Origin of the sequence: Streptosporangium sp. NPDC051023 (assembly GCF_040689595.1) — a bacterium.
GTDB lineage: Bacteria > Actinomycetota > Actinomycetes > Streptosporangiales > Streptosporangiaceae > Streptosporangium.
In genome coordinates this window covers 11,571-36,416 of sequence record NZ_JBFBCE010000031.1, presented here as the reverse complement: position 1 = coordinate 36,416, position 24,846 = coordinate 11,571, and the positions used below count along the sequence as shown (strand labels likewise).

At 68.7% G+C, this 24,846-nt stretch carries 27 protein-coding genes and 2 pseudogenes; 14 read left to right on the top strand and 15 right to left on the bottom strand.

Going from position 1 to position 24,846, the window contains the following annotated elements:
* Window positions 1–14: 14 nt before the first annotated feature.
* Complete coding sequence (locus tag AB0395_RS21375) at window positions 15–956, top strand: hypothetical protein (protein WP_366282960.1); 942 nt, start codon at window positions 15–17, stop codon at window positions 954–956.
* Window positions 929–2,068 carry a transposase gene (locus AB0395_RS21370; RefSeq protein WP_366282958.1) on the top strand — a complete coding sequence of 380 codons (1,140 nt, stop codon included), beginning with the start codon at window positions 929–931 and terminating at the stop codon, window positions 2,066–2,068. The genes AB0395_RS21375 and AB0395_RS21370 overlap by 28 nt, the downstream gene beginning before the upstream one ends.
* Before the next feature lie 95 nt (window positions 2,069–2,163).
* Here the strand turns inward: AB0395_RS21370 and AB0395_RS21365 are convergent, their stop codons facing one another.
* The 5 genes from AB0395_RS21365 to AB0395_RS21345 form a co-directional block, all read right to left on the bottom strand.
* Window positions 2,164–2,457 carry a class I SAM-dependent methyltransferase gene (locus AB0395_RS21365; protein WP_366282956.1) on the bottom strand — a complete coding sequence of 98 codons (294 nt, stop codon included), beginning with the start codon at window positions 2,455–2,457 and terminating at the stop codon, window positions 2,164–2,166.
* 206 nt (window positions 2,458–2,663) lie between these two features.
* Window positions 2,664–3,674, bottom strand: coding sequence for a carboxymuconolactone decarboxylase family protein (locus AB0395_RS21360; RefSeq protein WP_366282954.1), 1,011 nt, complete (start codon window positions 3,672–3,674; stop codon window positions 2,664–2,666).
* A gap of 51 nt (window positions 3,675–3,725) precedes the next feature.
* On the bottom strand, window positions 3,726–4,865 hold the full coding sequence (locus AB0395_RS21355; RefSeq protein ID WP_366282952.1) for an NAD(P)/FAD-dependent oxidoreductase: 1,140 nt from the start codon (window positions 4,863–4,865) through the stop codon (window positions 3,726–3,728).
* On the bottom strand, window positions 4,862–5,476 hold the full coding sequence (locus AB0395_RS21350) for a hypothetical protein (protein WP_366282950.1): 615 nt from the start codon (window positions 5,474–5,476) through the stop codon (window positions 4,862–4,864). Before AB0395_RS21350 ends, AB0395_RS21355 begins: the two co-directional genes overlap by 4 nt.
* On the bottom strand, window positions 5,473–6,246 hold the full coding sequence (locus AB0395_RS21345; protein WP_366282948.1) for an MFS transporter: 774 nt from the start codon (window positions 6,244–6,246) through the stop codon (window positions 5,473–5,475). The genes AB0395_RS21350 and AB0395_RS21345 overlap by 4 nt, the downstream gene beginning before the upstream one ends.
* Before the next feature lie 80 nt (window positions 6,247–6,326).
* Here AB0395_RS21345 and AB0395_RS21340 point away from each other — a divergent pair, with 80 nt between their 5' ends.
* On the top strand, window positions 6,327–6,959 hold the full coding sequence (locus AB0395_RS21340; RefSeq protein WP_366282947.1) for a helix-turn-helix domain-containing protein: 633 nt from the start codon (window positions 6,327–6,329) through the stop codon (window positions 6,957–6,959).
* A 39-nt stretch (window positions 6,960–6,998) separates the two neighbouring features.
* On the top strand, window positions 6,999–8,009 hold the full coding sequence (locus tag AB0395_RS21335; RefSeq protein ID WP_366282945.1) for a saccharopine dehydrogenase: 1,011 nt from the start codon (window positions 6,999–7,001) through the stop codon (window positions 8,007–8,009).
* Between the two features lie 227 nt (window positions 8,010–8,236).
* On the opposite strand, the gene AB0395_RS21330 is transcribed toward AB0395_RS21335, so the two are convergent.
* Complete coding sequence (locus tag AB0395_RS21330) at window positions 8,237–8,800, bottom strand: CGNR zinc finger domain-containing protein (RefSeq protein ID WP_366282943.1); 564 nt, start codon at window positions 8,798–8,800, stop codon at window positions 8,237–8,239.
* A 68-nt stretch (window positions 8,801–8,868) separates the two neighbouring features.
* Between AB0395_RS21330 and AB0395_RS21325 the strand changes: the two genes are divergently transcribed.
* A complete protein-coding gene (locus AB0395_RS21325) occupies window positions 8,869–10,104 on the top strand; it encodes an MFS transporter (RefSeq protein ID WP_366282941.1) in 1,236 nt (411 codons plus the stop codon).
* A 256-nt stretch (window positions 10,105–10,360) separates the two neighbouring features.
* On the opposite strand, the pseudogene AB0395_RS21320 reads toward AB0395_RS21325, so the two are convergent.
* The 3 genes and pseudogenes from AB0395_RS21320 to AB0395_RS21310 all read right to left on the bottom strand — a co-directional run.
* Window positions 10,361–10,579, bottom strand: a pseudogene (locus AB0395_RS21320) (DUF4158 domain-containing protein); the annotation flags it as partial.
* A gap of 71 nt (window positions 10,580–10,650) precedes the next feature.
* A complete protein-coding gene (locus AB0395_RS21315) occupies window positions 10,651–10,911 on the bottom strand; it encodes a class I SAM-dependent methyltransferase (RefSeq protein WP_366282939.1) in 261 nt (86 codons plus the stop codon).
* Between the two features lie 39 nt (window positions 10,912–10,950).
* The gene (locus AB0395_RS21310; protein WP_366282938.1) at window positions 10,951–11,874 is read right to left on the bottom strand and encodes a site-specific integrase; all 924 of its coding nucleotides are present in this window, start codon (window positions 11,872–11,874) and stop codon (window positions 10,951–10,953) included.
* 317 nt (window positions 11,875–12,191) lie between these two features.
* Here AB0395_RS21310 and AB0395_RS21305 point away from each other — a divergent pair, with 317 nt between their 5' ends.
* The 3 genes from AB0395_RS21305 (at window position 12,192) to AB0395_RS21295 (ending at window position 13,326) form a co-directional block, all read left to right on the top strand.
* Window positions 12,192–12,683 carry a DUF2975 domain-containing protein gene (locus tag AB0395_RS21305; protein ID WP_366282936.1) on the top strand — a complete coding sequence of 164 codons (492 nt, stop codon included), beginning with the start codon at window positions 12,192–12,194 and terminating at the stop codon, window positions 12,681–12,683.
* Window positions 12,683–12,904: a helix-turn-helix transcriptional regulator gene (locus AB0395_RS21300; RefSeq protein WP_366282934.1), complete on the top strand. Its 222-nt coding sequence runs from the start codon at window positions 12,683–12,685 to the stop codon at window positions 12,902–12,904. Before AB0395_RS21305 ends, AB0395_RS21300 begins: the two co-directional genes overlap by 1 nt.
* A gap of 245 nt (window positions 12,905–13,149) precedes the next feature.
* Window positions 13,150–13,326, top strand: a complete 177-nt coding sequence (locus AB0395_RS21295; RefSeq protein WP_366282932.1) for a hypothetical protein — start codon at window positions 13,150–13,152, stop codon at window positions 13,324–13,326.
* Here the strand turns inward: AB0395_RS21295 and AB0395_RS21290 are convergent.
* Window positions 13,286–14,224: a helix-turn-helix domain-containing protein gene (locus tag AB0395_RS21290; protein WP_366282930.1), complete on the bottom strand. Its 939-nt coding sequence runs from the start codon at window positions 14,222–14,224 to the stop codon at window positions 13,286–13,288. The genes AB0395_RS21295 and AB0395_RS21290 overlap by 41 nt on opposite strands.
* Window positions 14,225–14,310: 86 nt before the next feature.
* On the opposite strand from AB0395_RS21290, the gene AB0395_RS21285 reads away from it, so the two are divergent.
* On the top strand, window positions 14,311–15,534 hold the full coding sequence (locus tag AB0395_RS21285; protein WP_366282929.1) for an MFS transporter: 1,224 nt from the start codon (window positions 14,311–14,313) through the stop codon (window positions 15,532–15,534).
* A gap of 77 nt (window positions 15,535–15,611) precedes the next feature.
* Here AB0395_RS21285 and AB0395_RS21280 read toward each other — a convergent pair whose 3' ends face one another.
* The gene (locus AB0395_RS21280) at window positions 15,612–16,232 is read right to left on the bottom strand and encodes a class I SAM-dependent methyltransferase (protein WP_366282927.1); all 621 of its coding nucleotides are present in this window, start codon (window positions 16,230–16,232) and stop codon (window positions 15,612–15,614) included.
* Window positions 16,233–16,593: 361 nt separating this feature from the next.
* Here AB0395_RS21280 and AB0395_RS21275 point away from each other — a divergent pair, with 361 nt between their 5' ends.
* The 3 genes from AB0395_RS21275 to AB0395_RS21265 all read left to right on the top strand — a co-directional run bounded on the left by AB0395_RS21275 (window position 16,594) and on the right by AB0395_RS21265 (window position 19,725).
* Window positions 16,594–17,628 (top strand): alcohol dehydrogenase catalytic domain-containing protein, encoded by a 1,035-nt coding sequence (locus AB0395_RS21275; RefSeq protein ID WP_366282925.1) that lies wholly within the window; start codon window positions 16,594–16,596, stop codon window positions 17,626–17,628.
* A 92-nt stretch (window positions 17,629–17,720) separates the two neighbouring features.
* Window positions 17,721–18,164 carry a cupin domain-containing protein gene (locus AB0395_RS21270; protein ID WP_366282923.1) on the top strand — a complete coding sequence of 148 codons (444 nt, stop codon included), beginning with the start codon at window positions 17,721–17,723 and terminating at the stop codon, window positions 18,162–18,164.
* 139 nt (window positions 18,165–18,303) lie between these two features.
* Window positions 18,304–19,725, top strand: coding sequence for a lamin tail domain-containing protein (locus AB0395_RS21265; RefSeq protein WP_366282921.1), 1,422 nt, complete (start codon window positions 18,304–18,306; stop codon window positions 19,723–19,725).
* Window positions 19,726–19,902: 177 nt separating this feature from the next.
* On the opposite strand, the gene AB0395_RS21260 is transcribed toward AB0395_RS21265, so the two are convergent.
* The 3 genes from AB0395_RS21260 to AB0395_RS21250 all read right to left on the bottom strand — a co-directional run bounded on the left by AB0395_RS21260 (window position 19,903) and on the right by AB0395_RS21250 (window position 21,797).
* Window positions 19,903–20,910 (bottom strand): HEAT repeat domain-containing protein, encoded by a 1,008-nt coding sequence (locus AB0395_RS21260; RefSeq protein ID WP_366282919.1) that lies wholly within the window; start codon window positions 20,908–20,910, stop codon window positions 19,903–19,905.
* Window positions 20,911–20,916: 6 nt separating this feature from the next.
* The gene (locus AB0395_RS21255; protein WP_366283037.1) at window positions 20,917–21,582 is read right to left on the bottom strand and encodes a HEAT repeat domain-containing protein; all 666 of its coding nucleotides are present in this window, start codon (window positions 21,580–21,582) and stop codon (window positions 20,917–20,919) included.
* Between the two features lie 77 nt (window positions 21,583–21,659).
* A complete protein-coding gene (locus AB0395_RS21250; protein WP_366282917.1) occupies window positions 21,660–21,797 on the bottom strand; it encodes a hypothetical protein in 138 nt (45 codons plus the stop codon).
* Window positions 21,798–21,889: 92 nt separating this feature from the next.
* Here AB0395_RS21250 and AB0395_RS21245 point away from each other — a divergent pair, with 92 nt between their 5' ends.
* Together AB0395_RS21245 and AB0395_RS21240 are read left to right on the top strand one after the other, a co-directional pair.
* Complete coding sequence (locus AB0395_RS21245) at window positions 21,890–22,486, top strand: DUF6230 family protein (RefSeq protein ID WP_366282915.1); 597 nt, start codon at window positions 21,890–21,892, stop codon at window positions 22,484–22,486.
* A 51-nt stretch (window positions 22,487–22,537) separates the two neighbouring features.
* Window positions 22,538–22,846: pseudogene (locus AB0395_RS21240) on the top strand (DUF6114 domain-containing protein); the annotation flags it as partial.
* Window positions 22,847–22,981: 135 nt separating this feature from the next.
* Here the strand turns inward: AB0395_RS21240 and AB0395_RS21235 are convergent.
* Window positions 22,982–24,796 (bottom strand): alkyl sulfatase dimerization domain-containing protein, encoded by a 1,815-nt coding sequence (locus tag AB0395_RS21235; RefSeq protein ID WP_366282913.1) that lies wholly within the window; start codon window positions 24,794–24,796, stop codon window positions 22,982–22,984.
* Between the last annotated feature and the right edge of the window lie 50 nt (window positions 24,797–24,846).

Here is a 24,846-nt window from a genome sequence, read left to right as displayed (position 1 = left end):
AGGAGGCAGTGCGGGTGCTGATCGAGGCGACTGACGACCAGGTCGATGTCGCTACCGGGGAGATCCTGGCACCGGGGCTGGCGTCGATTGATGAGGTGTGGGCGGCGATCGAGGCGGTCGTGTCGCGCCAGCAGCTGACTGCGGCGCTGGAGGCGATCATCGAGCTGACCCCGCCGGCCGATTCGGATGCCGATGAGGCGTGGCGGGCGATGCTGGTGGGCCGTTTCGCCATGGTGCGGCCCTTCCTGCCCCAGTTGTGTGAGGTGATCCAGTTCGGGGCTACGGCCGAGGGCCGGCCGGTGCTGGCCGCGCTGAGGACGCTGCCCTCTTTGATGGGACGCAAGCGCGTCACCCCGGAGGAGATCAACGCGTCGCTGCTGATTGGGTCGTGGCGGCGCCTGGTGCTGCGGGCGCCGCACTTGCAAGAAGGGCAGGTGGATTGGAAGGCGTACGCGTTCTGTGTGCTGGAGCAGTTCCATCGACTGCTGCGCCGCCGGGAGATCTTCGCGATCAACTCCTCCAAGTGGGGTGACCCGGGCGCCAAACTCCTGCAGGGCCCGGCGTGGGAGGCGCTGCGGCCCACGGTATTGGCCAGCCTGCGCCTGCCCGAGCAGCCGGGCACCTACCTGACCCGGCAGGCCGAGACGCTTGATGCGGCCTACCGAGAGGTCGCCGGGCGATTGCCGGCCAACACTAGCGCGGGCATGGGCGACGACGGGCGGCTCCACCTGGCGGCGTTGGAACCGGTCCCCGAACCCGACAGTCTGGTGGCGTTGCGGGAGGCAGTGGAGGCGATGATGCCCCGGGTGGACCTGCCCGAGGTGCTGCTGGAGGTGTTCTCCTGGACCGGCGCCGATGCCGCGTTCACCTCCATCACCGGGAAGCGGCCCGGCTGGCCGACCTTCCCATCTCGATCGCCGCGCTGCTGGTGGCGCACGGCTGCAACGTCGGGATGACCCCCGTCATCGGCGGCGCCAAGGCGCTGAGACGCGACCGGTTGTCCCATGTCGATCAGACCTACCTGCGGTTGGCCACCTACAAGGCCGCCAACGCCACCCTCATCGACGCCCAGGCCGGAATCGGCCTGGCCCAGGTGTGGGGTGGCGGGCTGGTGGCTTCGGTCGATGGGATGCGCTTCGTCGTCCCCACGGCCACGATCCATGCCCGGCCCAACCCCAAGTACTTCGGCCGGGGCCGCGGCGCGACCTGGCTGAACATGCTGAACGATCAGGCTTCGGGCCTGGGCGGCATGGTCGTGGCCAGCACCCCGCGCGATTCGCTGTACGTGCTGGACGTGCTGTATGACCGCGATGGCGGCAAGCGCCCCGAGATGATCGTCACCGATACCGCCAGTTACAGCGACATCGTCTACGGGCTGCTCACTCTGGCGGGGTTCTCCTATGCCCCGCAGCTGGCTGACCTACCCGATCAGAAGCTGTGGCGCATCGATCCCCGGGCCGAGTACGGGCCCTTACAGCAGATCGCGCGCGGGCGCATCGCCTTGGACAAGGTGGAGCGCCACTGGGACGACATCTGTCGCGTCATCGCCTCTATCCACACCGGCGCGGTGCGCGCCCACGACGTCATTCGGATGCTGTCACGCGATGGCCGGCCCACCCCGCTGGGTGACGTGATCGCCCACTACGGACGCATCCCCAAGACCCCGCACATCCTGCGAATGGCCGATGAACCTGACTACCGGCGTGAGATCAAGGCCCAGTCCAACCTGCAAGAAGGCCGCCATGCCCTGGCCCGGCGGATCTTCCATGGCAAACGGGGCCACCTGTACCAGCGCTACCACGAAGGCATGGAGGACCAGCTCGGTGCGCTCGGCCTGGTCCTCAACGTCGTGGTGCTGTTCAACACCCGCTACATGGACGCCGCCGTGACTCAGCTTCGGGCACAGGGCTTCGATGTGCGCGATGAAGACGTCGCCCGCCTATCCCCCTTCATCCACGCGCACGTGAACATGCTGGGCCGCTACTCCTTCGCCCTGCCCGAGCTGCCGGGAGGGTTGCGACCGCTGGGTGATCCAGGCGATGTCCACGACGACGACATCGGCGGCTGAGACGTGTGGCATGCCGCGGCGATCGCCGTCACCGCTCACCATGCGGCTTGCGCCAGGTCATGATCTCGGTTGCCGGAAGACGCTCTGCGAAGCGGTTATCGGGTGATGTTTGCTGCAGGACCGCGCGCGGGTCCCGCTCGAAGTCCTCCAGCTTGTCGCCGAACAGGTGCGGGGCGGAGCTTGAGGTCGCTCATGTGGACGAAGGTGCCTTCCGGCTCCAGCATCTCCAGCACGGTCGCGGCCACACGGTCCCGATCCGTCCAGTGGTTGGCGAACACCACCACCCGGAAGTCACCCAGATCGGCGGGCAGGTCCTCGGCGCGGGCAGCCACCCACCGCGTGTTGGTCACCCTGCGGCGCTTGGCCTGTCGCTCGGCCTCGACCAGCATGTCTTGGCCTTCGAGGATGCTGAGTGCAGAAATTAGCGGTAGCGACCTGGGACTTCTTGGTCGACTGTGACCATCGTCGTCATGCCGGTCGTCGCGCCGGTGGCCGAATCGGGGGCGGAGTTGGGCCGGCCGGGGAAAGCGCGACGGACACGGGCGTCCTCTACGGTGTCGTCATGGTGGATATCGCTCCGCGAGTGCGTTCGTCCTCATCGAGTTGATATTCGGCTGGTGATGGCTTCCTCGATCCGCTCCACTGCGGTGATGGCACCGAAGCCGAGCAGGCGTACCAGATGGGTGTCGTTGGCGGAGGTCGTGGTGCGCCATGCGGTGACGTCCGCTTCGGTGATGTCGTGTGGTCTGAGAGCGGCCAGCAGCGCGAGTTTGGCGGCGGGTCGGTCGGCTTCGGGAAGCCTGGTCAAGCGTTGTGTCAGCCACGTGCCATGCGAAAGCGGGCCGGTGGCGGTGGGTTCGGCGACCGTGGCTCGGAGAAGGTTCTGGCTTTGCTCGCTCAGGAGCGCGGCGCCGTCGGCGGCCGCGCTGCGCAGGGCGGCGTACGCGGCCCCGATCGGGGTGTCGCCGGCCCAGGCCGGCCGTGACGCCGTTGGGATGCCGGCCAGTAGCGGCAGGCTGTCACCTCGGGCGAGTTCCTGGTGGACGGTGTGGGTGTAGGCCATGGCCCCGACCCGGCGTACCGACCGTGCTCGTTGCAGATTGCCGGGGAGCAGTTGCTCGTCGGTGAGTGTGGAGAACATGCGGTTGATGAAGTGGGTCGACAGGGCCGTGCCGATGTATTCGGCGGCGAGTTCGGGCTGGAACGGGGGTGCCGCCAGATGTGCCGGGTCGAGGGTTCGGGTGGCTTTCGCCCAGGTCGCCAGCGCGGCGTGGTGAGGGTCGGTCGGGACTCGGTCGTTGAGCAGGTCCTCGGCGAGTTGGTGTTCGCCGAGGGCGTGGATCAGGATGGTGTGCGCGTCGATGCAGAACCGGCACCGGTTGGCCTGTGACACGGCCACGGCCACGACTTCCTTGTCGGTGCGGGGTGCGAGTCCTGCGAGTTCCGACTCGCGCAGCACGGCCCAGGCTGCGGCGTGCAGTTCGGGCGCCGGAGACAACATCATGAACGCGACCTGCCCGAAGTCGGCCGTCGATTGGGCGTAGACCTCGGCGACTCGACCGGTGGCTGATCTTCTGGGCACAGGCACGACGTGGCGGACGGACATGCTGAACTCCTGGGTGGTTGAGGGATGACGTGAGTTGTCTCGGTGACTCGGTCAGGTTCGGATCGGTGTCTTGGGGCCGTTGCCGATCGCGCGGGCGATCCGCCGCGCTTCGATGGGAAGCCGGCGGAGACTGCCTTCGATCGCCGGTTGGTATCCGATGAACGAGAGTCCCGTGGTGGGCCGGTGCTTGCCCGCGTCACGGTGGGGACGGCCGTCGTGGTCGAGAACGTCGAGGTGTCCGACCAGATCGGCGAGGCCGGGGTCGTAGCCGGTGGCGGTCAGCACCATGTCCGGTTGTAGCCGGGTGCCGTCTCGTAACACGACATCGTGGCCGTCGAGGTGGTCGACGACGGTGACGATGTGCACCCGGCCGGCGGTGAGATGCCCGACGAAGCCTTGGTCGATCGCGATGGTGACCCCGGCGGTGCGCATGCGCTCGAACGGGCCTTGCCTCGGGGTGGGGAGTCCGTGGGCGCGTAGGTCGCCGAACGCGTGGTGCGCCACGGCGCGGGTGAGGCGGTCGCGGATCGGCTCTGGCAAGAGACGCAGCGCGAGGGTGAGCGGGTGCAGAGGGACGCCGTACAGGTGCCGGGGCAGGATGGTCGGTGAGGTGCGCACCGACATCCATAGCTGTTGGACACCCGCGTCGACGAGGTGGCCGGCGATCTCGACGCCGGAGTTGCCGGCGCCGACGAGCAGGACACGGGAGCCGGCGAGGTCGGCGGCGCGGCGCAAGGTGGCGACGTGCCGGATCGGCCGTTGGAAGCCTGCGCGCCCGGGCCAGTCAGGCATTGTGGGGACGCGGTCGTGGCCGGTGGCGACGACGACGTGCCGGCTGCGGTAGTGGCCGTCGTTCGTCGTGATCTGCCAGCCGCCGGCCACGGGGTCGATCCGGCGGGCTTGAACCCCGCAACGTACGTGGAGTCGCGTGTGCCGGGTGAAGCGTTCGAGGTAGTCGATGTAGTCGTCCCGAGCGACCCACCGGCCGGCACGTTTGGGGATGGGCAGGCCGGGCAGGTCGGAGAGCCAGCGGATGGTGTTCAGGCGCAGATCTTGGTGGCGGTGCCGCCAGGAGGTGCCCACCGCGTCGCCCTGCTCGAGGATGACCGGGTCGATCCGGCGCCGCCGCAGTGCGGCCGCGGCCGCCAACCCGGCCGGACCGGCTCCGATGATGACGACGGCCGGGGTCACGACGCTCGCCCTGAGGCTGGTGCGCTGAGCCTGGTTCGGGCGAGCAGAGCGAAGCCGGCCGCGTACAGGCCGGCGCCGATCACTTCGAGGACCTGGACGAACGGCGAACGCGGGCCGGCCGCGAAGATGAGAAGGCCGCCGAGCCAGTAGGTGAGCGCGCCGATACCGAGCAACAGCGCGCACCAGCGGGCTCCACCGCGGGCGAGCGACGTGGCGAGGATGGCGTACCCGGTGGGGAAGAGCAGCAGCCCGGGCAGCACGAACAACGCCCCACCAGGGCTGAGATCGGCTGACGTGTGGACCAGTTCGGGCGCGAATCGGGCGGTGACCGGGTTGTGGGAGCCGTCGTAGACGATCAGCGCGAGCCAGGCGAGGACGCCGGCCAGCGCGGCGTGGTGCGCCGACAGGCGGCGAGCGGGGGTCAGCCTCGCCAGGGCGACTGCTTGCAGGGCCAGGCCGATGGCCTGGATGGCGTGGGTGATGCCGTATCGGTCAACGACGACAGCCATGCCATGGCCGTCGCGGGCCGGGTGCAGGATCGTGCCGAGCAGGAACAGGACGGCTCCAGCGATGGCGGTCGTCATGGTGACCGCGGAGCTGCGGGTGTTCAACGGTGTGACCTTTCCGCCGGACCGGCGACCGGTGTCGCCAAGGGGTTCGGGCGCAGCAGGGCAAGGGTGAGAAGACAGCCGAGGAACGCGAGGGCCGCCGCGGCGGCGAAGCCGGTTCGCAGTCCGGCCAGGTAGCCGGCCGTACCGGTAACCATGGAGGCCAGGACCAGGATGGCGGTTACTCCGAGGCCGGATCCGATGCGTTGGGCGGTGTTGACGATGCCGGCGGTCACCCCGGCATCGGCCTGGTCCACGGCGGTGACAGCGGGCGCGGTGACGCCCACGAACGAGGCGGGCAGGCCGCCGGTCGCCGTGCCGATGGCGGCGCCGGCCGCGCCCATCGCTCCCCAGACCGCGAACGCCCGGCGATGGGCGGCCGGCTCGGTGAACGTCCGCGTCAGCAGGGCCAACTGGGCCGGGACCGTCACGGCGGCGCCGATGCCCTGCGCCGCGCGTGCGGCCACCAGCATCCACGGGCTGCCCGCTAATCCGGCCAGCGCCGATGCGGCGGTGAACAGGGCCAGCCCGAATGCGAAGACCCGCCGCGCGCCGAGCAGATCGGCCGCGCGTCCGCCGACCAGCATGCACCCGCCGAAGGCCAGCAAGTACGCGTTCGTGACCCACGCCAGTCCCGCCTCGTCCAGTCGCAGGCCGGCGCTGATGCTCGGCAGCGCGATGTTCACGACCGTGGTGTCCAGGAAGACCACCAGCTCCACCGCAGTGATCAACACCAGCGCGGCCGTGTGACCCGTCATGGTGCGGTTGCCCATACATCACCTCTTTCGCTAGAGCGGTACTCCAGCGAAGATTGCACTAGAGTGGTGCTCTAGTCAAGCTGAGGAGATCGCCGGTGACACGACCCAAGCCCGGAGTGCGCGCGACCAAGACGGCCCAGACCCGCGCACGCATGCTCGCTGCCGCCCGCGAGCTGTTCGCCGAACGCGGCTACACCGCCACGAGCATGCAGGCCATCGCGACCCAAGGCGGCGTGGCCGTGCAGACGCTGTACTTCACCTTCGAGACCAAACGCGCGATCCTCAAGGAGCTGCTCGACGTCGAGGTGGCCGGCGACGACGCCCCGGTCGCCACGCTCGACCGGCCGTGGGTCGCCGAAGCGCTCGCCGCACCCCCGCCGGAGCTGCTGCGCCGGCTCGCCGAAGCCACCGCCGACATCCATGCCCGGGTGGCGCCGCTGCTGGAGGTCGTCCGCTCGGCAGCCGCCACGGACCCGGAGATCGCCGAGCTGTGGCGCACCAACATCACGCAACGGCACACGGTCCTGGCCGTGTTCACCGGCGCCCTGGCCGCCAAGAACGCGCTGCGCGCCGACCTCAACGCACTTCGCGCCGCGGACACGGCCCTCGCCGTCCTGGCACCGGAGACCTACCACCTGCTCACCCGTCACCGGGGCTGGAGCGACCCCGTCTGGGCCGACTGGGCGGCCCGGACTCTGATCGACACCCTGCTTGCGCGACCCGAATGACTAGTGTCATGCTCTAGCGAAATATAGGAGGTTGGTCTGATGTCTGGGATTCTCGTGATCGGTGGCTATGGCGCGGTCGGCGCCCAGGTTTCGACAACCTTGGACGGGTGGTTTCCCGGCCAGGTCATCGCCGCCGGACGCAATCCCGACGGCGCCCGCCTTCCCGACACCGTGCGAAGGGCCCGGCTCGACCTGGCCGACATCGGCGGCCTGGAGCGGCTTCTCGACCTCGACCCCATCGCAGCGGTCGTCCTCTGCGTCGAGCCGGCCGACGCCACTGTGGCCGAGACCTGCCTGTCCCGCGGCATCCACCTGGTCGATGTCGGCGCCTCCGACCACCTGCTGCGCCAGGTGGAAGACCTCGCCGACCGGGCCACCGTCAGCGGGGCGACCGGGGTCCTCAGCGTCGGCCTCGCGCCAGGACTGACGAACCTGCTCGCCCGGCGCGTACACGAACGCGTCGGCGGCGCACAGCGCATCGACATCACCGTGCTGCTCGGTGCCGGCGAACAACACGGCGCGGACGCGGTGGCCTGGACCGTGTCCCGGCTCGCCCAACCCGCCGGCGCCCGCCCGCGGCGATACGCCATGCCCGGCCACGGCCGCCGCATCGCCTACCCCTTGGACTTCTCCGACCAGCACAGCCTGCGGCGGACCCTCGGCGTCCCCAGGGTCACCACCCGGATGTGCCTCGACTCCGCGTTCTCCACCAGACTGCTGGCGGGCCTGCGCCGGCTCGCCGTCTTCCGCGTCAACCGGCGCCCCGCACTGCGCCGTCTCATCACCGCCGCGCTGTCGCGGGTGCACATCGGAGGCAACGGCTTCGCCGTCCGCGTCGACGCGGTCAACAGCGACCGGCACGCCGCGCTCGCCCTCACCGGCAACGGCCAGAGCCGCGCCACCGCCCTCGTCGCCGCACACGTCACCCGCACAGTCCTCGCCGGCACGCTGCCCACCGGCGTCCACCACATCGACCAGCTACCGGCCCTGGCCGGCATCCCCGAGCAGCTGGCCGCACACGGCATCCTCCCGCACACCATGCCGGGCTGACAGGAGGCGAAGCCCTTCCTGGCCGGGGACCGGTTGACGGTCTTGAGAGCTGGGGTAGTGAGCAGCCGTAACCCCACCAGCAGGTCCGCGCATGGGCGTCTCCGCCCACCGCGGGGCCATGCCCCCTCAACCCCCTGGACATCAAGCCGTACCTGGCCGAATTCGCGCCCGCCGACCGGCATCCGGCGTGGGCGTGCCGTCTCATGCGCGAGCACGACCAGACTTGATCAGGGCTGGCGGCGACTGCGGTAGGCGGCGGTCTTGGCGCGAGCCGTACATGCCGCGCTGCAGTAGCGGCGCGAGGCGTTGCGGGTCAGGTCGATGTAGACCGCCTCGCACTGGTGCGCCGCGCACTGTCCGAAGCGATCTGGGCCGTAGCCGTCCACGATGAGGGCGAGCGCCGTGGCGAACTCGCCGCCCAGGGCCTCCACCGGGGTGCCGCCCGAACCGTGGAAGTGCAGATGGAACGGCTGGCCGACATCCTCGGCCAGGTACGGTTGCGCGCCGTACCTGCGGATCATGGCGTTGATACGTGCCGCCTGGTCCGCTGGATGCTCGGCCAGCAGCGCCTGCCGCAGTTCGGTGCCCAGCTCGGCTAGGCGCCGTCCTGAGTCCGGGATCGCGCGCAGGGCCGCACTCGCGTGATCGCCGAGCTGGGCGGCGAACGTCGTGGCCAGGTCCTCGTCTGCCAGCGGCTGCACCGCGGCGCCGCCCCGCCAGCGCGCCGTGGCCAGGTTGACCAGCTCGGCGATCAGCGGAGCCTGCCGGGTTACGTTACAGGCTATTTGCACTTGACTAGTAACATCCCCTCTGTGTGTCATAGGCGTAATCCAGTTAGATGGTAACGGAGCCGCCAGTCATGTTCGCGCTCTATCGACGCCTGCTCGCCCAGCCTGGCGTCCCTCACCTGCTCGTCACCGGGTTCGTCGTCAAGCTGGGCACGCCCGTGCTCAGCCTCGCCCTGCTGCTGGCCGCCGTCGACCGGCTCGGCTCCTACGCCGACGCCGGGCTCGTACTCACCGGCCACGCGCTGGCCCTGGCCCTGTGTGCGCCACTCGGCGGGCGCATCGCCGACCGGTACGGCCCCCGTCCGGCCCTGACCGGCTACCTGGCCGCCCATGCCCTCGCCTACGGCCTCCTTCTCCTGGCTTCGCCTGCGTTGATGATCGGCGCCGCGGTACTGCTCGGCGCCACCACCCCACCCGCCGGATCGGTCATCAGAGGCACTTGGCCACACCTCGTCCCCGCCGTCTCCCTGCCCGCCGCCTATGCGGTGGACAACGCCGTCAACGAGGTGACGTTCATCGCCGGCCCCCTGCTTGTGCCGGTCCTGACCCTGGCCGTTCCGGCCCAGGGCGTGGTGACCGCCGCCGGCGCCGCCGTCCTGCTCGGCACCGCACTCCTCCTGGCCTCCCCCGCGGTACGGCAAGCAGCGCCCACCCCACCGGGCAGGCTCCGCCTGGCCGGGCCGCTCACCCACCGGCCTACCGTCCTGCTGCTGACCATCACCGCCTTCGGCACTTTCGCCTTCGGCTGCCTGCGCATCGCCACGGTCGCCTCGGCCACCACCTTCGGCTCAGCCGCCGCCGCCGCCGGTGTGCTGATGGGCCTGCTGTCGGCCGGCGCCCTCCTCGGCACCCTCGGCTACGGAGCACGGACCTGGCCCATCACCGGCCGGCGCCTGCTCGTCCTGCTCTCGCTCGCCGAGGCTGCCATCCTGCTCGGCGGCGCGTGGGCGCCCGGCTTCGTGACGCTCGCCGTACTGATCACTCTGATCGGGCTGGTGACCGGGCCGCGCGACGCGGTCGTGCCGGCCCTGCTCGCCGACCACCCCCCCGCCCAGTACCGCACCGAGGTCTTCGCCTGGCTCAACACCTTCATGTGGGCCGGCTACGGCCTGGGCACCGCCGTAGCCGGCCGGCTCACCGGTCCCCATGACACCGGCGCCTCCGCCTTCGTCGCCGCCGCCGTCGCAGCCGTGGCAGGCGCGATCCTGGCAGCCGTCGCCACTCGGATCGCCTCGCCTCTGCCGACACTCTCCGCGGTGCCGGCCGAAGGCCCTTCCCGTGAAGCTGACCACGTAGCTGACAACTGAGACCAAGACAGGGGCCGCAGGTGTGTCCAGCGCGGGCGCGAGACCTGGCCCGTACACCACGTGGCCGCGCCTGCTCCCACGCCTGGCCGTCCAGCAGCCGGGCTCGCGGATCGCTCCACCGCTCCGAGCCCCCGGCGAACACATCGCGCCGGCGCAGCGCGGTGTGCAAGCGCATGAGCGCGCACAGCACGAACGCGGCCGGCCGAGTGCGCCGGATCCAGGCCGAGCTGCTCGGCGACGAACCCACCGCCTCAGGCGGAACGGCCAGCGGGTCGGTCAGGAACACCACCAGCATGCGTACTGTGCCCCACTGCACGGCCCCGCCGAGCTTCGTGGCCGGACGCCGCTTCGACGCCAGCTCATCCAAGGCACTGCGATCCAGCCGGAAGAACAGCTCCAGCTCCGCAGACGATGGCTCCTCGGGGAAGCGGCCATGGCGGGCGATCTGCTCATCAGAGAGAAATCCGAAGGGCATGGCCCAGGAACGTAGGCCCCACGACCCACCCGAACGAGGGCCGTCATCGAACCGGTACGAAGATCAACTCCCTACCGCTGATTTCTGCACCCAGCCTCCTCGAAGGCCTCTTCATCTGGGTCAACGCCGACCGCCTCAGTGAAGAACCGCGCCAGGGCGAGTGTCACGGTGCCTGGCCCGCAGCCCACATCGAGGAGCCTGCCCCGGCCGTCCAGGCCGAGGGCCGTGGCCAGCGTTTCGGCAAAGCCCGGAGCATACGGCAGCCGGCCGCGCTCGTAGTAGGCCGCACGTCCCTGGAACAGGGTGCTGTCCCACTGCCATCCATCAGGCATATCGATCCCCTTGCACTCAGTTTCCTCGAAGGTCCGCTCTCACCGCTTGCGGGCGGCAGGATCGCGTCCAGCCTGCCAGCGCCCGAGAGCTTCGCTCGAGGCCCGGGCATAGCGGGCTAGCGAAACGACCGAGGTGTGTCCGGAGAAGGCGAGCAAGGTGGAGGTGTTGGCCCCATCCTCGGCGGCGTGGGTCAGCGCCGAATGCCGTAGTTGATGAAGCGTCCAGCCGCCGGTGGCCGCCTCGAACAGCTCGGCTGCCCGCCGATACGACAGTCGCGCCTTCCCGCCGCCACTGTCGATGTCGGCCGGCGGCAACTCCACCCGGGCCCGCCGGTCGGTGGTGAACACCGGCCCCGACCTGCGCCCGCCCAGCAGACGGGGCAACAGCCGGGCGGTGCCGGTGCGCCACACGATCACGTCCACCGCGCCGCCTTTCCGCCGCACCCTGGCCTTTCGGTTACGCAAGTCCAGTTCCTCGACATCGAGCGCCAGGACTTCGGACGCCCGTGCCGCGGACTCGTACAGCAGCCGCCACAAGGTCCGCTCACGAAGCGCAATCCCTTCCCGGCCGAGCAACTCGGCGACCTCGGCACGGTCCAGCGACCGCGTGCGGTCGACCTCGACCGGGCGGCGCTTGAGCCGACGCAACGGGTCCTCGGTGATCCAGCCCTGATCCCGCCACCACCGACTCGCCGAGGACAACGCGTTCAGCCGGGCGTTGATGGTGGCCGCCGAGCGCGCCCCCCACTGCTCGTTGAACCAGGCGGCGACCCGGTCGGCCGCCCCTTCCCCCTCCAGCGAACCCACCGGGGTGTAGGAGCCGAACTTCTCGGTGAGGGCACGAAGCGCCATGGCGTAGGACCGGGCGGTGTTGGGGTTGGACACTCCGGCCAGGAAGCCCTTGACCGCGTCCTTGAGCACCGGCGCAGGCCGTTCGGCCCCGATCCGGTGGACCACTCCCACGACCGCCTCCGCGCTCTATCGCAGATAACCATGGAGTCTGGCCCCTGCCGAGCGAGGGCATCCCTCCAGGACGACATCGACACTACCGCAGATATTCGCCAAGTATCTGCGGTCAATCATGCTCGAAGAGGCACGACGCGAAACTGCACAGCGATGACCTGCGCGGAGACGGCTTAGCGCACGATCCGGTTCCGATGTTCCTCAGACCCCGGCCTCCCGCCATGGTGCGAAACCGCCGCCCACCCTCCGTCCCAGTCCGTTGCTTAACCTATCGAAATTCGATAGATTCTCATCGTAACTCGATGGAAGGATGGGGCATGGGAAAGCTGGCAGTGCGTGCGCTTCGCGCCGTGCTCGTGGTGGTGCTCGCCGGCACCGTGTTCGTACAGGCGTCGATGGTGTGGGTGTTGGTCAGCGGGAGCGACCCGGAGGACGGGTCGCTCCCGCTGACCCCGCTGCGCGTGATCACGATCCTGGGCATGGTGTCGGGCCAGGTCGCCCTGGTCAGCGTATGGCGGCTGGTGACGATGGTGCGACGCGGAACCGTGTTCTCCCACGCCGCCTTCCGGTACGTGGACGCCGTGATCGGCGCGATCGTGGCGGCCGCCCTCCTGTGGTTCGCGGTCACGGCCCTCAACGCGCCGGGCCAGCGGGACGACCCGGGCGTCACCGTCATCATGGGCGGGATTGGCGTGGCCATCCTGGGGGTCGCGCTCATCGTGCTCGTGCTGCGGATGCTGCTCGCCCAGGCCGTCGCGCGCGACGTCGAAGCGACGCAGATGCGGGCCGAGTTGGACGAGGTGATCTGATGCCGATCGTCGTCGACATCGACGTGATGCTGGCCAGGCGGAAGATGTCCGTGGGCGACCTCGCGGACCGCGTGGGGATCACGCCCGCCAACCTGGCGGTACTCAAGAACGGCCGCGCCAGGGCGGTGCGCTTCGCGACGCTCGCCGCGCTCTGCGAGGTGCTCAAGTGCCAGCCGGGCGACCTGCTGCGCTGGGAGGCCGAGGACGCCGCGGGCGGATGACGTGCCCCAGAACCGTCCCGATCTCGTCGGGTAGATTCCGGTTGACTTGCACCGCACCGTCTTGGTCGACGATCGCGACCTGCGAACGTGACCTCCCATCGAAATCCCCCGTCCTTCCAGCGCCGAAGGGCGGGGGTTCGTCGTAGTCGCCTGACGCCCGATTCGTGATGATTTGCCAGTTCGACGGGGTTCTGGGAAGAGGCCTTCGGGCCCTGCTCCGCGAGGAGGGCGTGTCGTTTCAACGCATGAAGACCTGGAAGACCTCCCGCGACCCGGACTACGCCGCGAAGAAGACCCGCGTGGGGCACCTCTATGCCATCGCCGACGGTGAGGTCATACCCGAGGAAGGCGAGCCCGAAGTCGTCTTCTGCTCTGCCATGGTCAGCGGAATGAACGTCGGTAGGCGGCGGGGGTGGTGTTGAGGGCGTTGTGGAAGCGGCGGCGTAGGTTGATCGCGGAGGAGAGGCCGACACGCTGGGCGATCGTCTCGATGGGGAGGTCGGTTTCCTCCAGGAGGGCGCGGGTGGTGGCGATGCGCCGGTCGAGGAGCCAGCGGCCGGGGGAGATGCCGAGTTGTTCGGCGAAGTGGCGGCTGAGGGTGCGTGGTGACATTCCGGATCGGGTCGCCATGTCTTCCAGGGTCAGTCGCTGGTTGAGGTTGGCGGTGATCCAGTCGAGTAGCGGGGCGAGGGAGTCGGGGATCGGTCCGGTTGTTGGTAGCGCGGGGTATTGGCGCTGGCGGCCTTCCCGGTGTGGGGCCGTTGACAGTTGGCGGCCGATTCGCATGGCGAGGGCCGCGCCGTGGTCGCGTCTGACTTGGTTGAGGCATAGGTCAACGGTGGTGGCTGAGGCGCCCGCTGTCGCGACGTCGCCGTGGTCGACGTACAGGACGGTGGCGTCGGCGTGGATCCGTGGGTAGCGTCGGCCGAGTTCGCCGGTGAGTTCCCAGTGGGTTGCGGCGTTACGGCCGTCTAGCAGGCCCAGGCTTGCCGGGATGTGGATGCCTGAGCAGATTGCGATGATTCGGGCGCCTCGGTGGTGGGCGGTCAGGATCGCTTCGCTGAGCTTGGTGGAGATTTCCGGTTCGGGGCACCAGCCCGCGATGAGGATGGTGTCGGCTTCTGCGAGGGTTTCCAGTCCGTTGTTGACGATGATGTCGGCACCTATTGTGGTGGTGATCGGGCCGGGGTGTTCGGTGCAGAGGCGGAAGTCGTAGAGCTGGGGAATGTCGGGGCCGTGGTCGCCGAATACGGCGGATGCGCAGGTCACCGGGTACATCTCTTGTGAGGGGCCGACCAGGGCGACTACGCGATGCTTCATGGCATGAATGTACTCAATGATGTCATTCTGGACGCCGGTGGGGATGTGCGCGGATATCCAGAATGAGTGGTCATGGAGTTCGTCGCATGACCACGATTCTTGATCGTGAAGCTGTCCCGAGCGTCCCGGAGGCGCTCTGGACCAGGGATTTCTCGCTCTATTTCGCGGCTCGGGTGGTGTCGCTGCTGGGTGACGCCATGATGCCGGTCGCGGCGGCGCTGGCGGTCGGGGCCGTCTACGGGGTCGCGGGCGTGGGGTACGTTCTTGCCGTCTGGACGGCGCCCTTCGTGTTGTTCGTTCTGTTCGGGGGTGTCTTCGCCGATCGGATCGGCGCGCGCACCATGATGGTCAGTGCTGACCTGGTTCGGATCCTCACCCAGGGCGTGCTCGCCGTCGCGTTCTTCGCCGGAACCCCTCCGCTGTGGCTGCTGATGGTCGGCTCCGCGCTGTCCGGGACGGCCGCGGCGATGTTCCAGCCCGGTGTCAACGGGATGGTCCCGCTGGTCGCGAAGGACCCTCAGCGGGCCAACGGCACTCTCAAGGTCGCTGATGCGGCCACTCAGCTGGGAGGCCCAGTCCTGGCCGGGCTCCTGATGGCGCTGACGGGTGCGGGCGCCGTCTATGCCTTCGATGCGGGTACCTTCCTGGTCAGCGGTCTCTGTCTGGCTTTGATCAGGCTCGCTCCCGCGGTCAAGGCCGAGGAGCCCTCGACGGTCCTGCTCGATCTGCGACGCGGCTGGGTGGAGTTCCGTTCCCGTAGCTGGATGTGGTCGGTGATCCTTGTTTGGGTCTTCTTCGGCATGTTCGTGTTCGGTCCGCTCATCCCGCTTGGCTCCCGGCTGATCGGTGACCGCTTGGGCGAGGCCGCCTACGGCTGGGCGATGGCTGCCCTTGGTACCGGCACTGTGGTCGGCGGCCTGGTCGCGATTCGTTTCCGGCCTGTCCGCCCTCTGGCTGCGGGCGCGGGTGCTCTGATTGGTTTCGTCTTCATTCCGCTGTCGGTCGCCCTGGAGTTTCCGTTTCCTCTGTTGATGGCGGGTCATCTGGTCGGTGGCGCCTCCTGGGCGTTCTGGTCGGTGATGTGGTCGACGAGTGTCCAGACGCAGGTGGCGCCGGACGTGCTCAACCGGGTGAGCGCCTACGAGATCGCGGGCTCGGTCTCGGGCGTGGCTGTTGGCCAGGCGCTCGTCGGTCCGGTCTCCTCAATCGTCGAGCCCCGGGACCTGCTGTTCGTCTCGACCGGCGTCACCGCCGCCGTCTGCGCCGCTCTTCTGCTCATCGCGCCGATCCGTGGCCTGCGCCGGGTCTGATGTCGCGCTGGCGGCCGTGTACGGTGGCGCACCGCGTCCTTGAGGCCGAGGCACTGTGGTCGGTGCCCGAGTTCGAGTCAGTGGGATTTACGGGCGTTGACGCGTTCGATCGCACCCATGGTCAGGCGTTCGGTCTCCTCGATGGTGGCACCGAGGCCGCGCAGGGTGGTGATGGGGCGGCGGGTGTAGTGCTCGCCCTGCAGGGGGATGCTGATCACGTCCGCGGCGTGCTGGAGTGCGCGCAGTGGCCAGAAGGACGCTGCGACGTGGTCGGCCAGCAGCAGGCGTCCCCCGGGCCGTAGCACGCGGAGCGTCTCAATGAGAGTGGCGCGTTCGTCGGGGACGCAGCACAGGGCGAAGGTGCTGACGACGGTGTCGAACGTCGCCGCGGGGAAGGGCAGCGCGGTCGCGTCCGCTCGGTGGAGCTTGACAGCTCGGTGGATCCGGTCTGCCTGCCGGTGTGCGGCGTGGAGCATGGCGGTGCTCCAGTCGATGCCGGTCAGGTCGACGGCGTCGGGGTAGTGGGGAAGGTTGGCGCCGGTGCCGATGGCGATCTCCAGGGTGGCGCCGTGGGCCCGGCTGCAGACCCAGCGGCGACTGTCCGCCAGGAAGCGGCGTTCGGCTCCGGCTGATCTTCTATCGTAGGTGGCCGCTTGCCGGTCCCAGTAGCCGACGAGTGCTTCGGATGAGCGTTTCATGGTGTTGGGATTTTCGGTGTGTGGGGGATGTAGGCGAGAGCGGACTTGACGGCCTTCCATCGGTGAAGTAGGTGGCGTTGATCTCGGCGGCGTGGGTGCCACGGTCGGCATAGACGACGATACGGCGCCGGCCGGTGATCTGCGCGGTCTGTGCCTGCTCGGCCTGCCGCAACGCCGTCCCAATGATCGGCACGGTATGACGCCCCAGCGATGAAGCAGGTGCTGGCGTTACCTGGAACGACAGGCACTGTCGCCGCCGGGCGAAAGGGCGTTTGCTGGAGATGAGCCACTGGAAAGCCTCGCGCTGTCTTGGCCGGGGCAGGGCTCTGAACAGCAGCGACAACGACACGGGGATAGCGATATGCGAGCAGCGTTCATGTACGGGGCGGGGGATGTGCGGATCGACACGGTTCGTGACCCGGCGCTCCAGCAGCCGGCGGACGCGCTGGTGCGGGTGGTGACAGCCTGCATCTGCGGGTCGGACCTGCATCCCTACCACTCGATGCCCGTCGGCGAGGCCACCCCGATGGGACACGAGTTCATCGGCGTGGTGGAGGAGACCGGCAGTGATGTCACAACCGTGAGGCGGGGCGATCTGGTGATCGCGCCGTTCGCGTGGTCGGACGGCACGTGCGAGTTCTGTCGGGAAGGCCTGCAGACCTCTTGCCTCCACGGCGGTTTCTGGGCCGTGGGCGGGATCGGCGGCGGCCAGGCCGAGGCCGTCCGGGTGCCGCTGGCGGACGGGACGCTGGTCAAGGCCCCCGTCGGCGAGGATTCCGAACTCCTTCCCGGACTGCTGACGCTGTCGGATGTGTACGGGACGGGCTATCACGCCGCCAGGCGGGCGAACGTCGGTCCGGGTGATTCGGTCGTGGTGATCGGTGACGGCGCGGTGGGCCTGCTGGCGGTGCTGTCGGCGAAGCAGCTGGGCGCCGGGCGGATCGTGCTGATGGGGCGGCACAAGGACCGCACCGACCTGGGCCGGGAGTTCGGCGCCACCGACGTGGTCGCCGAGCGCGGCGAGGAGGGGATCGCGAAGGTTCGGGAGCTGACCGGAGGCTACGGCGCGCGCAAGGTGCTGGAAGCGGTCGGCCACATGCCCGCCTACGAGCAGGCGATCGGCGTGGTCCGGGCTGGTGGGGTGATCTCGCGGGTCGGGGTGCCGCAGTACGAGAAGGCACCGGTCGGGTTCGCCGCCCTGTTCGGCCCGAACATCACCCTGACCGGCGGCCCCGCCCCGGTGCGCGCCTACATCGAGGAGCTCATGCCCGCCGTTCTGGACGGCTTGGTCCAGCCGGGCAAGGTGTTCGACCGCGAGATCGGCCTGGAGCAGGTGCCCGACGGTTACCGCGCCATGGACCGCCGCGAGGCTCTCAAGGTCCTCGTCCGCCTGTAGGACGCTCGCGGCCTGGCCGGTCCATGTCGCCATGCGGCCGGGACCGTCGTGCCGGGTCGTGATTCACACGTGATCGTCAAGGGAGAGAAGTCATGGAGATCCTCCAGCGGCAGCCCACCAGTAAGGCGCCGGCCGACTGGTTCACCGGGGATGTGTGGTGGGACGTCGTCTACGCCGGGCAGGAGCCGTCCCGGATGCGTGTCAACCTGGTGCGGTTCTCGCCGTGCGCCCGCACCGATTGGCACTCCCACGCAATGGGGCAGACCCTGCACATCGTCTCGGGTGTCGCGCTGATCCAATCGCGCGGTGGCCGGATCATTGAGGCGCGGCCCGGCGACACGGTCCACACTCCGCCCGGCGAGGAGCACTGGCACGGTGCCGCCCCCGACAGTTTCATGGAGCACCTGGCCCTGTGGGAGGGCTTGGGTCCGGACGGAGGCCCCGAGACCGTGTGGGGCGACAAGGTTACCGACGCCGAGTATCAGGCTCCCCACGCCGTGCATTCCGCCACGAGGGACGTCAACGGCGAATCGTAACCACGCGCGGCTCCTGATTCGTTACTGTGCGCTCGGGTTCGTTCACCGTTCACAAGGCACTCACCTATCGGAAGGCGCCCGTTGGGTCCGTATCGGGAGCGTGGTGCTGGCCTGTCAGAACGACCCCAGGGCGGACATCGTGACCGTATCGCGCGCACTCCGGTGGCATCGTAGCCGCGTTCTTCTCCTCGTCTCCATTGCCGGCTCGACTCTGGCCGTTGGCGCTCTGGCCGCACCCCCGGCCCACGCCGCCCCGACCGACGACATCCGGATCAACGAGGTGGTGACCACCGGAAACGTCAACGACTCGATCGAGCTCTACAACAAGGGCACCACCACCGTCGACATCTCGGGCTGGATCCTCAAGGACGACAACAACAGTTCGAAGTACAAGATTGTCTCCGGGACCACGCTGGCCCCCGGCGCGTTCGGCGCCTTCGACGTTCACGACAAGTTCGGTCTGGGCTCCGCCGACAAGGCACGCCTGTACCTTCCGGACGGCAGCACCCTGGTCGACAGCTTCAGCTGGAATGACCACTCCGCCCCGTCGTGGTCGCGCTGCCCCGACGGCACCGGCGCGTTCGGCACGGCCGAGGTGACTCTTGGCGCTCCGAACGACTGCGGCGGGGGCGGGGGCATCTCACCGGTGGCGTGGCCCGGCAGCGGCTCCGTCGTGACCGCCGACGCCTCGAACGTCTTTGGCACGGATCTCAGCGGCCTCTACCAGGAGGGGAGTGTGATGTGGGGGGCGCAGAACAGCGGGAAGCTCTGGCGAATGGTCCCCAACGGCTCCGGTGGCTGGAAGCCCGACACCGCCAGCGGATGGACCTCCGGCAAGACGCTTCGCTTCCCGGGCGGCTCCGGCAGCCCTGACAGCGAGGGCGTCACGCTCACCGGCGCCGGTTCCGCGGGGGGCGTGTTCGTCGCGAGCGAGCGCAACGGTGACGCGTCCGGCACCAGTCGCCTCTCCGTCCTGAGGTATGACGTCAGTGGAACGGGCACCACACTGACCGCTACGAAGGAGTGGAACCTGACCGCTGGCCTGCCGTCCGTCGGCTCCAACCTCGGCTTCGAGGCAGTCACCTGGGTTCCCGACACCTACCTGACCGCCACCGGGTTCGAGGACGAGTCGACCGGCTCGGCCTACGACCCGAACCGGTACGGCGCACACACGGGCGGAGTGTTCTTCGTCGGCGTCGAAGGCACCGGCATGGTCTACGGCTACGTCCTCCAGGATGCGGGCACCTTCACACGCGTCGCATCCATCAGCAGCGGGATGGCCGGCGTCATGGAGCTGCAGTGGGAGCCGCAGGCTTCGCGCCTGTGGGTGGTCTGCGACGACACCTGTGGAGGTCAGCACAGGACCATGCAGATCAACGCATCCGGCGTCTTGGCCACCACTGCGATCTATAACCGCCCGAGTGGCATGAGCAACCTCAACAACGAGGGCTTCTCCGTGGCCGGAGCCAGTGAGTGTATCGGCGGCTCCAAGCCTGTCTACTGGGCCGACGACAGCAACACCGGTGGTCATGCCCTGCGCAAGGGCACCGTCACCTGCTGAGCATCGCTCCACTGCTCCCAGCCGGTCTCCCGCTCGGCGCGGGGCTTCCCGCCTCTCGGGTGTGCCCTCGATCTCGATGAAACGATGAAACATCCGCATCCGGCGCCGGAAGGCGGCCTGATGCGATGTTTCTGATCCCTCTTCTTCGCTCGGGCTGGACCGGTCAGCTGTAGTCAGTCAATAGTGCGCGTCGCGGATCCCGAGAATGTATGTCGCAGTAAGCGCAATGGCACGGTCTTCGTCATGTGACAGGTCCGCGAGGGCTTGTGACGCTGTGGTTCCCGGGATATCCGCGAGCGCCTGTGTCAGCCGTCGACGTGCAGACGATTCGACGGTGCCGTGGGCAAGGCGGTCAACGAGCTTGGCAGCGATCTGATCCGCCAACGCGGAACGACTCGCCAGCGCGCTCAGTGCATCGGCTGCATCGACGTCATTCATCCCCTCGACGACCATATCGATGAGCGTCGGGACCGCGTCGGCTACTCCACGTCCCCCGAGTGCCAAAGCCGCATACCTGCGGACCACGATGTCGGGGTTCGTGAGGGCGTCCCGCAGCAGCGCGGTCGCCTCACCGTTCGGAATTTCGGCGATGGACTGGACGGCACGTTTGCGCACCTCGGCTATTGATGAGCCGAGGCCCTCCGCCAGCAGTGCCAATCCGTCATCGCCTGATTGTGCCAAAGCCCATCGAAGAGCTCCGGCGACGTTCGGGTCCGTCTCGCTCAGCGCTGCCTCGACCAGTGCTTCTACCGGCACCGGAACCTCTTCGACTGAGGACAAGGCCGCTCGCTGGCGCTTGCCAGCGCTTTTTGACCCCAACGCCTGCAGAAGTGCGACGATCTGGAGGACGTCCTGCCAACCTGCGGGTTCCGCGGCACCGATCCGACGCAGTCGCGTGAGCAGCTCCGTCTCAGCTGCGATGCGTTCTCGTGTCTGGCGGATGAGGTCGTCGACGAGCTCTGAGGGCGTGAAGTCAGGATCCTCAAAAGCGCGCCTGACTTCACGCAGCGACAGCCCCAATGACCGCAGGCTCTCGATATGGAAGATCCGCCGGATGTCCTCGCTGGAGTACTCCCGATAGCCGGCATTGCTACGACCCGTTGGCCGCACCAGGCCGAGCGAGTCGTAATGCCTGAGCATGCGGGCGCTGACCCCGGACCGCCGTGCCACATCACCGATCAACACTGCCCATCACTCCTCCTTCTCGCTGGTGCTGCCGAGGGCCACGACGCGCTTCGCCTCCTCGATCGCGAACCCGAACCCGGCATCCGGGTCGCGCGACAGCCGTTCCGTGGCGATCGCGTGCGCGCGCACCCGTGGGTCAAGATCCATCATCGCAGCGTGCAGCGTTGGCACAATCACCTCACCGAGCGCGATCAGCGCCCGGCTGAGACTCAGCTGCATCTCACGTTCGCCGCGCCCGAGCTGTGTCGACAACACCGCGGCCAACTCGGGCTCTTCACCTTCGGGCACGAGCACGACCGCTGCCCGCCAAGCGCTCCGCGCCACCTCATCGTCGGCGTCGGACAGAAGCGCCCGTGTGATCGCCGGCCACGCTTGCCGATCCCCGATCTTGGACAGCGTGTGCAATGCCTGGCTTCGTGCCTGCGCACGCTCCGAGCGGACTTCCTTGAGAAGCTTTGGGATCGTCATTGATGCCGAGTGGCGAGTGAGTGCCCACGTCAGCATGTCGCGCACATAGAACTCGGGCTCGATCGCGCATCGTTCGATGAGCTTGTCGATGAACCGCGAGTCAGGGGTCGTGCCGACCGCCAGCGCTGCCCTCAGCCGCACTGACGAGCTGCTGTCCTCCAGCCCCTGGAAAGCTCGAATCGTATCCGTGTCCTGTTTCGGCATGGCCATCGGGACCACCTCCTCGGCAACAGTGAAGACCTTGTCACCGTGTCAAGGTCAAGTGTGGTCACGCCACAAGATCACCAGACCCCCAACGTGCATGCGCCGCTGAGCATCCGATCGATCTGCGCGGGGCTGTCTTTCTGGTCTTCGGCAAGATTGTCCAGCCACGGGCCATAAGTGCTGCCAGGCCCGGCGCGTGCGTCGACAAATGTCACGGAAGCCACCCATGATCGACACCAGGCCAGCCTGTCGCTTTCCGTAACAAATCGCTGGCCCATCCGGGCGCGAAGTGCTGCAGGAGGCGGTCATGGCCGAGCGGGGACGAGTGCGTTGGAAGCGCTTCTTCCTGATCTTCACCCCCGTCGCGGTGGTGACGTCGCTGCTGGTCGGCGCCACCGCCCAGGGAGTCATCGGCGCCACGTTCGTGGTCTCCGGCGACACCTTCAAACTTTTCACCGGCGAGCTGCGCGGCCAGGACTTCACCCTGGCCGGCGGCGTGGTGCGCACCAAGAAAGGCCAGGTCATCCCGGTCATCGTGACCGGCGTCCGGCGCGCGGTGGCCACCGACCTGTGCACGAGCGCGCTGGTGAGGACCCCCGCGGGCACGATCACGATCAGGATCACCGGCGGCCGGGACGGCAACGAGGTGACGATCGAGGACCTGGTGATCGACGTGGCGGCGGCGCAGAGCGCGGCCACCCTGCGAGACGTCGAGCTGGGCCGCGACGCCAGCACCCTGGACGGGGTTCCCGCCGCTCGCGGGCCGGCCGGCAGCTTCGGCGGCCAGAGCAGCACGTTCACGCTGCGCAACACCAGGCTGAGCGCGTGGGCGGTGACGGCCGCGACGTTGAGCCTGCCCGACCTCGGGCTGAAGGTGCTGCGCGGCGAGCACGAGTGCTTCTAGCGCGCGCCCGGCCCCGGTCGACGGGGCCGGGCGCGGCACGAACGGGGGATCATGAAGTCGTGGCGGCGTTCGCGGCCGTTCTGGGGTGGCCTGTTCATCGTGGCGGCGGGGGTGGAGTTGCTGTCCATCTCGCTGGCGATCAACATTCTGCCGGTGGCCGTCCTGTTCGGCACGGTGGGAGCGGGCTATCTGATCGCCCTGGTCCTGACGCTCGCGGGGGTGCTCGTCTGGCTGCAGCCCGGCCAGCGGATCTTCCTCGGCCTGGTCGCCGTGGTGCTGTCCATGGCCTCCTTCGTCTACTCCAACCTGGGCGGTTTCCTGATCGGCATGATCTCGGGCCTGCTGGGGGGTGTGCTGGCCATGGCCTGGACCCCTGACAGCAGGCCCGCCGGCCGCGTCGACGCCCTCACCCTCACCGGCGCCATCCGGTGGAAGCGGGCCCCGTCGTGGAGCCGGAACCAGCCAGCCGAAGCGTTGTCGTCTCGCGGGGGCAGGTCAGGGCGTGACGATGGCGAAATCCGGTGTGGGCTCCTCCAGCACGGCGAGCAGCCGCCGCAGGACGTCGAGGTCGCCGTCGTGATCGATGCCGTCGACGCCGCTGCCGGCGAGCAGGCCGAGCAGGCGCTGTTTCGTCAGCCGTAGCCTCAGGTCCGCTCCGTCGCCGGATCTGTCGCCGGGCGTCGTCCGCTCGTGGATCAGGGCGCCGTTGGACATCGTGGTGCGGTGGTGTTCGTCCAGGTCGGTGAGGTGCCAGTCGATGACGAAGCGTTCGTTCCAGGCGTTGGGGCCGTGAACACGGATGGCCAGGGAGCCGAAGATCTGTTCCGCGGTGAGCGCGCTGAGCATGTCCGGTGAGGTGGTCTCGGCCGTGCCCGCCGAGGGGTGGCCGGTCAGCTCGGTGGCGCCGGTCAGGTAGAAGTTGCGCCAGGTGGCGTTCTCGGCGCCGCGGCCAAGCCGGGTGTACACCTCGGCCAAGAGCCCGCGGGCCGCCGAATCGCTCTCGTCGGCGAACACCGCGTGGTTGAGCAGGGTCACCGCGAAACGCAGGTCGCCCTCCCGGACGTACCGCTCGGCCAGGGCGCGCACGGCCGGGGAACCGCCGAGACACTCGACGTACCGCCTGGCCTGCTGGGCGGGCGGGTGCTCCCACAGGTGGGCCGGGTTGCCGTCGAACCAGCCCAGGTAACGCTGGTAGATCGCTTTGACGTTGTGGCTGACCGACCCGTAGTAGCCGTGGGTGTGCCAGGCCGCCTCCAGGGCGGGCGGCATCTGCATGGCCTCGGCGATCTCGGCTCCGGTCAGGCCGCGATTCAGCATGCGTAGGGTCTGGTCGTGCAGGTAGGCGTACATGTCGCGCTGCTGGGACAGGAAGGTGACGATGTCGTCCCTGCCCCAGGTGGGCCAGTGGTGAGAGGCGAAGGCCACGTCCGCCTTGTCGGCGAACAGCGTGATCGCCTCGGTGAGGTAGCGGGCCCAAATACGCGTGTCCCGGACCAGCGCGCCGCGCAGGGTGAGCACGTTGTGCAGGTTGTGGGTGGCGTTCTCGGCCATGCACAGGGCGCGGTGATCGGGGAACAGGAAGTTCATCTCCGCCGGGGCCTCGGTGCCGGGGGTGAGCTGGAAGACGATGCGCACCCCGTCGATCGTCTCCTCCTGCCCGGTACGGGTGACCTCGACGGTGGGCGGGATGAGGGAGACGGTGCCGGCCGAGGTGCCCATGCCCAGACCGCAGCCGAGCTGCCCCTCCGGGGAGCGCGGCAGGAGCTGGCCGAACATGTACAGGGCGCGGCGGTTCATCGCGGTGCCCGCGTAGACGTTCTCGGAGACGGCATGCTCCATGAAATGGGCCGGGGCCAGGATGGGGATGCCGGCGCCGTCGGTGACACCGCGGACGCCACCGAAATGGTCGACGTGGGAGTGGGTGTAGATCAGACCGGTCACCGGACGCTCGCCCCGGTGGTCGCGGTAGAGCCGCAGCGCTGCGGCGGCGCACTCGGTGGAGACCAGCGGGTCAATGACGACGACCCCGGTCTCGCCCTCGACGAGGGTCATGTTGGACAGGTCCAGGCCGCGCACCTGATAGATGCCGCTCGTCACCTCGAACAACCCCTGCTTGGCACACAGCTGCGCTTGGCGCCACAGGCTCGGATGCGCCTCCTTCGGGCACTCACCGCCGAGGAAGTCGTAGGAGTCGTTGTCCCAGACGACTTCGCCGTCGGCCCCTTTGATCAGCGCGGGGGTGAGTTTCGCGACGAAACCCCGCTCCGCGTTGTCGAAGTCGGTCCGATCGTGAAAGGGAAGGTCTGCCATGAAACCGTGCTGCCCGCAACCACCACCACTAAGGCAAGGAAAGCCTCAAG